The following is an 8,434-nucleotide window of genomic DNA, read 5'->3' as shown; positions in this document are numbered from 1 at the left end:
CAGCTAATGTAAACTTAGTAGGTAAAACATTAGTTGGCGGCGGTTTAGTTACTGTTATGGTTAGAGGTGATGTAGGTGCTGTAAAAGCAGCAACAGATGCAGGAGCAGCAGCAGCAGCTAAAGTTGGAGAATTAATAAGCGTACATGTTATACCTAGACCTCATGAAGAAGTTGAAACTGTGCTTCCTAATTCTACAGTAAATAGTAAAGAATAATAAACTAAATGTAATATAATAGGGTTATCTATGAAAGTTTTAACAGAAGAAATGTTGAGAAGTGAAATTTTCAATAAAAATGTTTCAGAATATTTTATATCAGAAGGGGTTTTCGTAACTCCTTCTGCTAAAGAATATTTAGCTTCTCGAAAAATAGAACTTAAAATAAAGTCTAATAATGCTCATAGTACAGGAAGTTCTACATCAAATCCAAAATCTTATGGTATAAGAGAAATAGATAATATTAAGTATTATATAGATTATGAAACAAAAAAACAGTTAGATGTTAAACCTGAAAATTATACTCATTTATATAATAATGTATTAGTTGAAAAAAGCCATCCAAGAATAGTTCTTAGAGGTAAATTAGACAGTTTGCTTTCTTTAATTATAGATATAGAACATCAATTTAGAGAGAGACATGAAGATAAATTGTTGGATTATCTTAAGAAATATCAAAAAATTGTACATACAATATTATATTCTGAGGCCACAGAAAAGAATTTGGAATTTGATAGTATATTTGGCTTAAGCCCAGATGATATTAGAAATATATCTCATCACCCGAAAGAATATTTTGGCTGCGACCATATATTTGTTAATGATGAGATGCCTTTTACAGTTATAAAGCTTAATCTAATAAGAACTTCAGTGCGTGAAGTAGAATTAGCTGCTTACAATGCTTTGAAAAATGACAGAGATGACCTTATTAAATTATTAAATCGTATGAGTAGTGCTATTTATATATTAATGTTAATGGCATACACTGGTAAGGATGTGTTAAATGCTTGAGGAACCAATTCTTCTTAATATGCTTTCTAATTCAATTAGAAATGAGATTAAAAATAGAAAGATTATCAAAGTGGAAATTTCTGCTAGACATGTTCATTTGTCTGAAAAAGATTTAAATGTCCTTTTTGGTAATAACTATTCTTTAACCCCTAAAAGAGACCTTTCTCAGCCTGGACAATATTTAAGTGAAGAAAGAGTTAGTCTTATAGGTCCAAAATCAAAAATGGATAATGTAGCAATACTTGGTCCGGCAAGAAAAGACACTCAAGTTGAATTATCTTTATCAGACGCTAGACAATTAGGTGTAAAAGATATAACTATAAATGAATCTGGCTATTTACAAGGAGCTGGAACTATAACTATAGCTACTAAAAATGGCAGTATAGAAGCGAAAAATTCTGTTATAATTGCTAAAAGGCATGTTCATTTACGTGAAGAAGATGCTAATGCATGGAATTTAAAAAATGGCCAAATAGTTAAAGTTAAAATTTATGGTATTAGATCTTTAATATTTGATGAGGTAGTTGTAAGAGTTAGTAATAAATTTATGCCAGCTATGCATATAGATTTTGATGAGGCTAATGCTTGCGGTTTGTTGTCTCAAGGATATGGAGAAATTATTTTATGAGTTTTTCGTTTCAGCATGTTGATGAACTTATTGATAGAACAGATAGTACTATAAAACAAACTAATAGCTTTGATCCAAAAGAAAAATTGTATGTTGGTGTAGATTTGGGAACGGCATATATAGTTTTGGTTGTTTTAGATTCAAAAGGCAATCCTATAGCAACTGAATTACAATATGCAGAGGTTGTTAGAGATGGATTAGTAGTTAACTATTCAAAAGCATGTGAAATTGTTAAAGAATTGAAACATAAGCTTGAGAATAGACTTGGTGTAGAATTAGTAAATGCTGCTATTGCTATGCCTCCTGGTGTGCATTCTAAATCTGTTTCTACACATAAATATGTAGTTGAAAGTGCGGGTTTTGAAGTTTTAAATATAGTAGAAGAACCTGAAGCGGCAAATTATGTACTAAATATAGACAATGGTGTTGTAGTTGATGTTGGAGGCGGTACTACAGGAGTAGCTATATTTGAAAATGGTAAAATGGTTTATACAGCTGATGAAGCTACAGGCGGTACGCACTTAACGCTTACAATAGCTGGTAATTATGGTATTTCTTTTACTGAAGCTGAAGAAAAAAAGAAAGATAAAAATAACTCAAAAGAAATATTTAGAATAGTAGTTCCTGTTATTGAAAAAGTTGGAAGTATTATTAAAAAACATATAGCTAATTATAATGTTGATGTTATTTGTTTAGTTGGAGGTACTGTATGTTTAGATGGATTTGAAAGCATTATAGAAAAAGAAACTAAAATTAAAACTATAAAGCCGAAAAATCCTTTTTTAGTAACTCCTTTAGGAATAGCAGTAAGCTTAATAGCTAATAAAGTTATAGAGGTTTAATATGGATGATGCATTAATTAGAAAAATTGTATTGACTGTTATTGAACAGATAAATGGTAAATTAGCTAACTCTATGTTTGTTTTATCAAATAATGATACTTTTTTATTTAAAGATGAATTAGAATCTATTGGATACAAGTTAGATATAGCATCAAATGTAAACAATGCAAATATAGATAATTATAATATAATTGTAGTAGATGATTTATCTGTAGAAATGTTATCTTGCATATCTAATCTTTTGTATAAAGATGATAATATTTCTTTTATTCTTAATGCTTTATTGTCTGGTAAAAAAGTTATAGCTTTGAAAGATATAAAAAGATTTAATAATTATAATAATACTGCTTCTAATGCATTGCTTTCTAAATTGACAGAATTAGAAAATATAGCGAAATCTTATGGTTTGTTAATTCATGATAATAATACATTTTTGCAATATTTTTATGATAAAAATGTAGTTGTAAATAAAGAAAGTACTGTTGATCTTACAGATAAAAAAATTATTACTAAATCTGATATTGCAGATGTTATTAATAATTGTTCTAATATTATAGTTAGTAATAAGGCAATTATCACTCCTCTTGTTATTGACTATATTAAAGAAAAGAAAATAAATATTTTATATAAATAAAAGGAATTATTAAATGGTATTAGCAAAAGTAATAGGAAGTGTATGGGCTACTAAAAAAGAAGAAAGTTTGTCTGGAAATAAACTTTTAATTACTAGAGTTTTTGAGCCGGATACTCAAAAAGAGTTGGGTATTGTTATAGCTTGCGATTATATAGGTGCAGGTATTGGAGACGTAGTTATTATTACTTCTGGCAGCGGAGCGAGAAAAGCACAGGGTGATAAAGATATGCTTCCTATAGATGCAGTTATAGTAGGTATTGTAGATCAGGTAGATTTACAATAAATAATATAAATGAATGAAGGGTTATCTATGAGTTTAAAAGAAAAAATATATAATGCTGGTATTGTTGGAGCTGGTGGAGCAGGTTTCCCATCACATATAAAATTGCCTGAAAAAGTAGAATATTTAATAGCTAATGCGGCTGAGTGTGAGCCTCTATTAAAGACAGATCAGTTTTTAATGTTGAAATATGCAGAAAAGATAGTGAAAGCATTGTCTATAATAGGAAAAGAAATATCTGCTAAATATATAATTATAGGAACAAAGAAAAAATATATAAAGCAAATAGAAGCTTTAAATAAAGTTATTAAAGAAGAAAATGCTCCTATAGAAATAAGAACTTTTGATAGTTTCTATCCTTTAGGCGATGAACAAACTTTGGTATATAATATTACTAATAGAGTAATTAAAGCTGGAGGAATACCTTTAGAAGTTGGTTGTGTAGTATTTAATGTTGCTACATTATGTAATATTTATGATAGTTTGAATGATATTCCTGTTACTTCAAAATATATATCTATTTTAGGTGAAGTTAATAACCCTTGTATTATAAATGTTCCTATAGGGGCAAATTTAAGAGATATTTTATATAAAGTTGGTGTATCAGATAGTAATAAATATGTAATAGTTGGCGGTCCTATGATGGGAAAATATTACCCTATAGAAAAAACGAAAGAACTTTTTGTTAAGAAAACTACTGGTGCATTAATAGTTATTGATGAAGACCATTATTTAGTAAAAAAGAAGAATATAAACTATGCAAAAATGAAAGCTTTAGCAAAGTGTTCTTGTATACAATGTTCTTTTTGTTCTGAATTATGTCCAAGAAATTTATTGGGTCATAAAATAAATCCGCATTTAGTTATGCGTTCTGTTGCTTTTGCTGATTTGGATAATATAGAGAATAATAATGAAAATACTTTAGATGTGTTAAAGGAAGCACATTTCTGTTGTGAATGCGGAATATGTGAACTTTATTCATGCCCTATGGGAATAAACCCATCTAATATGAATATATATGTTAAATCTCTTTTGAGAAAAGCTAATATAAAACCTGATAGGAATTTCAAAAATAGTGGAGTAAATCCTGCTATAAATTATAGAAGAGTTTCAACAGATAGATTGGTAAGTTTATTATGTTTGGATAAATATTATCATGTTGATGTAGATATAGACAATCCAATAGAAATAAATTTTCCTAAAGTATCTATAGGATTAAGTCAACATATAGGAATGCCAGCATCTCCAACTGTAAATGTTGGTGATTCTGTTACTAAAGGACAGCTTATAGCTACAGTACCAATGGATAAGGTTGGTGCAAATATTCATTCAAGCATAGATGGTATTGTAGAAACTGTTGATAGTGAAAAAATAGTTATAAATGGGGAGAATATTAAATGAAGTCTATAGGAATGTTAGAATTGAACAGTATAGCTAAAGGTATATTAGTTACAGATTATATAGGAAAGACAGCTAATGTTAATATATTAAGAGCACATTCTATATGTCCTGGAAAATATATTGTGATATTTAGTGGAGAAGTAGGTGCTGTAGAAGAGTCAAAGAATGTGGGAATAGAAATGGGAGGACCTTCTGTAATTAATTCTTTTGTAATAGCTAATATACACGATAGCGTAATACAGGCTATTAACGGAACAGTTGGAGATTTTCCTCGAGCTGCTATAGGAGTTATAGAGTATTTTTCTATAGCTTCAGCAGTAGAAGGTGCTGATGATGCTGTTAAAGCTAGTGATATATCACTTGTGAACGTTAGATTGGGTTTCGCTATAGGAGGAAAGTCTTACGTTACATTTACAGGGGAAGTTAGTGCGGTGGAAGAAGCGGTTAGGGCAGGAATTAGAAAAGCTGAAAAAAATGGACTTGTGGTTAATTTTTCTGTTATACCTTCTCCTATAGATGATTTGTATAATTCTATTTTATAATTTAGGAGCCATATATTATGTCTAAAGGTAAAATACTTTATAGTACTCAAAACATTTCTGAATTTATAAAAAATAAATCAGGAGTTGTAGAAGTAGATTCTAATGTAATATTTACATCAAGTGCTATGGATGTAATGAGGGCTAACGGTATTAGCATCGTTTATAAAAATGATATTACATCATGTTGCAGCAAAGATAATGTTTCCAATAATGTTTATAATGATGATGATATAATAAAGAGTATAACAAAAATTTTAATAAATAAGTTTAATATAACAGATGAAAAAGTTATAAAAAATGTAATAATAGAAGTGTTAAATAGGATTAAGTAATTGCTTTAATGGAAAACTTAAATTTATCTGTAGGAATAATTGAAACTACAGGATATGTTGCTACAATTAATGCTTTAGATACTCTTTTGAAAACAGCTGATGTAGAAGTAATAGATAAAGAATTAATAGGAGCAGGTATTGTTGTTATTATAATAGCAGGAGATATTTCTAATGTTAAAGAAGCTATAAATAGTGCTAAGTGTTCTATAGAGAAATTAAAACATAAATATAGATACACTATAATTGCTAATCCGCATAATGATATATGGAATATTATACCTTAAATAAAAATAAATTAAACAAGGAGTTTATATGAGTATTAATGAAATCATAGTTTATATTATGGTTGTATTTATGGTATTGGGTGCTATAGACAGAGTACTTGGTAACAAATTTGGTTTGGGAGCTCAGTTTGAAGAGGGGTTTAATGCATTAGGATCTTTAGCATTAGCTATGGTTGGTGTTATATCTTTAGCACCTGTATTAGCTGCTTTGCTTCGTCCTATAATAGTTCCTATTTATACTGCTTTAGGTGCAGACCCTGCAATGTTTGCTACAACTATTCTTGCTAATGATATGGGCGGAGCGCCTCTTGCTTTGGAATTAGCTCAAGATGCTAATGCAGGACAGTTTGCAGCATTTATAGTTGGTGCTATGATGGGACCTACTATCGTATTTTCTATACCAGTAGCTTTAGGTATAATAGACAAATCAGATCATAAATATTTAGCTTTAGGTGTTATGGCAGGTATTATTACTATACCAATAGGTGCTTTTTTTGGCGGTATAGTTGCTGGATATAGTTTAATTTTCATTATTAAGAATCTTATACCTATAGTTATATTTGCTATATTGTTAGTATTAGGATTAATCTTCATAAGAGATATTTTAATAAAAGCATTTAATATTTTCTCTAAAATTTTGGTTGCTGTTATTACAATAGCTTTGGCTATAGCTATTGTTGAGTCTTTAGTTGGCGTTCAAATAATTAAATTTACTATGGATGGAAAAGAAGTTACTATGGCTCCTATATCTGATGGTATTGCTACTATAGGTGCTATAGCTATAGTATTAGCTGGTGCTTTTCCTTTGGTATATGTGTTTACAAAAGTTGCTAAGAAACCATTAGAAGCTATAGGTAAAAAATTAGGAATGAATGATATAGGTGCAGCTGGACTTGTTGCTACTTTAGCTAATAATATTCCTATGTTCCAAATTATGAAAGACATGAATAATAAAGGTAAAATAATCAACGTAGCTTTTGCTGTTAGTGCTGCTTTTACTTTTGGAGACCACTTAGGATTTACTGCTGGATACGCTGAAGGAATGTACCGTAATATGATTTTCCCTATGATAGTTGCTAAACTTGTTGGAGGTATTACTGCAATTATAGTTGCTATATTAATAAGTAATATTGCTTTGACAAAAGATGAAAAAGAATCTTAATAATGGAGTACCTTTAATATGAAGAGTAGAATTTATTTATTTATAGCTTTATGTGTTTTAATATTTTCTATAAGCTGTAATAATAATAATAATAATAATAATAATAATAATGCAGTAAAAACTGATAGTACATCATTATCTGAAAATAAATGGGCGCCAGATACAAGAGCGAGACTTCAAAAACTAATTGATGATAATGGTATAAAAAGTTCAAATTATGACAGTAATAAAAAACCTTATGCTGTTTTCGATTGGGATCAGACTTGTATATTTAATGATACACAGGAATCTATGTTTAGATATATGATAAATAATTTAGAATTTAAAGCTACACCAGAGGAATTTTCAGTTTTAATTAGAAAAAATATTCCAAAAGATAATTTTTCTGCTGATTATAATAATAAAAATGGTGAGCCTGTAAATATTGATAAGATAGGAGCAGATTTAGATTCTGATTATAAATTTCTATATGATAATTATATAAATGGTAAGAAGATGTCATTAGATGATATTAGAAATACTGATCAGTTTAAAGATTTTCAAGCTAAGTATGCATATTTATATGAAGCTATAGGAGCTACTTTTAGTGCTGATATAAGTTATCCTTGGGTTTTATATTCATTTACAGGAATGACTCCAGAGGAAGTTGCGGCTATAGCTGAGAAAGCTAATGATTATGCTTTGGGAAGAGAAATTGCTACTTATACTTTGACTAGCCCTGAAACTATGCCTGGTCAGGCAGGAATTATATCTTTAGATGGATATAAAGATGGGCTTAGAGTTGAACCTGAAATGGCTGATTTAATTAATGTATTGATGGCAAATGGAATTGATGTTTACATTTGTTCTGCTTCTCATCAAAATGTAGTAGAAGTATTTGCTTCTTTACCTAAATATACTTATAATATTCCTAAAGAAAATGTAATAGCTATGAGAACAAAAGTTGTGAATGGAAAATTGACTTCTGAGTATGAAGATAATTGGCCTCAAACTCAACAGCAAGGTAAAACAGAGGCTATAAAACGTGCTTTGGTTTCTAAATATGGATATGGTCCTGTGTTCGTTGCTGGAGATAGCCAAGGTGATTATTATATGGCTACAGATTTTCCTGAAACTCAATTAACTCTTATTATAAACCGTTTAAGAACTGACGATTTTGCTAAGTTAAGTCTTATGGCAGTTGAGCAAAAAGGTAAGTTGGATTCAAGATATGTAATGCAAGGAAGAGATGAGAATAAAGGAGAATTTAGAGTTGAGGAATCTACAATAAAAATGGGTACTCAGGAGCCTAAATTATTAAATGATAATTTAAAGAAATAATT

At 29.3% G+C, this 8,434-nt stretch carries 12 protein-coding genes; all 12 read left to right on the top strand.

Annotated features, from left to right (window positions below):
* A partial coding sequence (locus R4I97_RS11865; protein WP_335785246.1) for a BMC domain-containing protein occupies positions 1-215 on the top strand: 215 nt, incomplete at its 5' end.
* A 30-nt stretch (positions 216-245) separates the two neighbouring features.
* Complete coding sequence (locus R4I97_RS11860; RefSeq protein ID WP_335785245.1) at positions 246-1,007, top strand: ethanolamine utilization protein; 762 nt, start codon at positions 246-248, stop codon at positions 1,005-1,007.
* Complete coding sequence (gene pduL / locus R4I97_RS11855; RefSeq protein WP_335785244.1) at positions 1,000-1,635, top strand: phosphate propanoyltransferase; 636 nt, start codon at positions 1,000-1,002, stop codon at positions 1,633-1,635. Before R4I97_RS11860 ends, pduL begins: the two co-directional genes overlap by 8 nt.
* A complete protein-coding gene (eutJ, locus tag R4I97_RS11850; protein WP_335785243.1) occupies positions 1,632-2,477 on the top strand; it encodes an ethanolamine utilization protein EutJ in 846 nt (281 codons plus the stop codon). Before pduL ends, eutJ begins: the two co-directional genes overlap by 4 nt.
* Before the next feature lies 1 nt (position 2,478).
* Positions 2,479-3,111: a hypothetical protein gene (locus R4I97_RS11845; RefSeq protein WP_335785242.1), complete on the top strand. Its 633-nt coding sequence runs from the start codon at positions 2,479-2,481 to the stop codon at positions 3,109-3,111.
* 13 nt (positions 3,112-3,124) lie between these two features.
* A complete protein-coding gene (locus R4I97_RS11840; RefSeq protein WP_335785241.1) occupies positions 3,125-3,394 on the top strand; it encodes a EutN/CcmL family microcompartment protein in 270 nt (89 codons plus the stop codon).
* Positions 3,395-3,421: 27 nt separating this feature from the next.
* Positions 3,422-4,792, top strand: coding sequence for a 4Fe-4S dicluster domain-containing protein (locus tag R4I97_RS11835; protein ID WP_335785240.1), 1,371 nt, complete (start codon positions 3,422-3,424; stop codon positions 4,790-4,792).
* Positions 4,789-5,334 (top strand): BMC domain-containing protein, encoded by a 546-nt coding sequence (locus R4I97_RS11830; RefSeq protein WP_335785239.1) that lies wholly within the window; start codon positions 4,789-4,791, stop codon positions 5,332-5,334. The genes R4I97_RS11835 and R4I97_RS11830 overlap by 4 nt, the downstream gene beginning before the upstream one ends.
* A 17-nt stretch (positions 5,335-5,351) precedes the next feature.
* A complete protein-coding gene (locus R4I97_RS11825; RefSeq protein ID WP_335785238.1) occupies positions 5,352-5,666 on the top strand; it encodes a hypothetical protein in 315 nt (104 codons plus the stop codon).
* An 8-nt stretch (positions 5,667-5,674) separates the two neighbouring features.
* Complete coding sequence (locus R4I97_RS11820) at positions 5,675-5,950, top strand: BMC domain-containing protein (RefSeq protein ID WP_335785237.1); 276 nt, start codon at positions 5,675-5,677, stop codon at positions 5,948-5,950.
* A 28-nt stretch (positions 5,951-5,978) separates the two neighbouring features.
* A complete protein-coding gene (locus R4I97_RS11815; protein WP_335785236.1) occupies positions 5,979-7,112 on the top strand; it encodes an ethanolamine utilization protein EutH in 1,134 nt (377 codons plus the stop codon).
* 18 nt (positions 7,113-7,130) lie between these two features.
* On the top strand, positions 7,131-8,432 hold the full coding sequence (locus tag R4I97_RS11810) for a haloacid dehalogenase-like hydrolase (RefSeq protein WP_335785235.1): 1,302 nt from the start codon (positions 7,131-7,133) through the stop codon (positions 8,430-8,432).
* Positions 8,433-8,434: the final 2 nt, after the last annotated feature.

The sequence above is a fragment of the Brachyspira pilosicoli genome (genome assembly GCF_036997485.1).
In the GTDB taxonomy this organism is placed as follows: Bacteria; Spirochaetota; Brachyspiria; order Brachyspirales; family Brachyspiraceae; genus Brachyspira; species Brachyspira pilosicoli_C.
This window is presented reverse-complemented; position numbering and strand designations above follow the sequence as displayed.

Excerpts from the sequence above, each read along its gene's own strand:
- eutJ (WP_335785243.1), top strand. The coding sequence starts at position 1,632 with ATGAGTTTTTCGTTTCAGCATGTTGATGAACTTATTGATAGAACAGAT.
- R4I97_RS11825 (WP_335785238.1), top strand. The coding sequence starts at position 5,352 with ATGTCTAAAGGTAAAATACTTTATAGTACTCAAAACATTTCTGAATTT.
- R4I97_RS11810 (WP_335785235.1), top strand. The coding sequence starts at position 7,131 with ATGAAGAGTAGAATTTATTTATTTATAGCTTTATGTGTTTTAATATTT.
- R4I97_RS11835 (WP_335785240.1), top strand. The coding sequence starts at position 3,422 with ATGAGTTTAAAAGAAAAAATATATAATGCTGGTATTGTTGGAGCTGGT.
- R4I97_RS11820 (WP_335785237.1), top strand. The coding sequence starts at position 5,675 with ATGGAAAACTTAAATTTATCTGTAGGAATAATTGAAACTACAGGATAT.
- R4I97_RS11815 (WP_335785236.1), top strand. The coding sequence starts at position 5,979 with ATGAGTATTAATGAAATCATAGTTTATATTATGGTTGTATTTATGGTA.
- R4I97_RS11845 (WP_335785242.1), top strand. The coding sequence starts at position 2,479 with ATGGATGATGCATTAATTAGAAAAATTGTATTGACTGTTATTGAACAG.
- pduL (WP_335785244.1), top strand. The coding sequence starts at position 1,000 with ATGCTTGAGGAACCAATTCTTCTTAATATGCTTTCTAATTCAATTAGA.
- R4I97_RS11840 (WP_335785241.1), top strand. The coding sequence starts at position 3,125 with ATGGTATTAGCAAAAGTAATAGGAAGTGTATGGGCTACTAAAAAAGAA.
- R4I97_RS11830 (WP_335785239.1), top strand. The coding sequence starts at position 4,789 with ATGAAGTCTATAGGAATGTTAGAATTGAACAGTATAGCTAAAGGTATA.
- R4I97_RS11860 (WP_335785245.1), top strand. The coding sequence starts at position 246 with ATGAAAGTTTTAACAGAAGAAATGTTGAGAAGTGAAATTTTCAATAAA.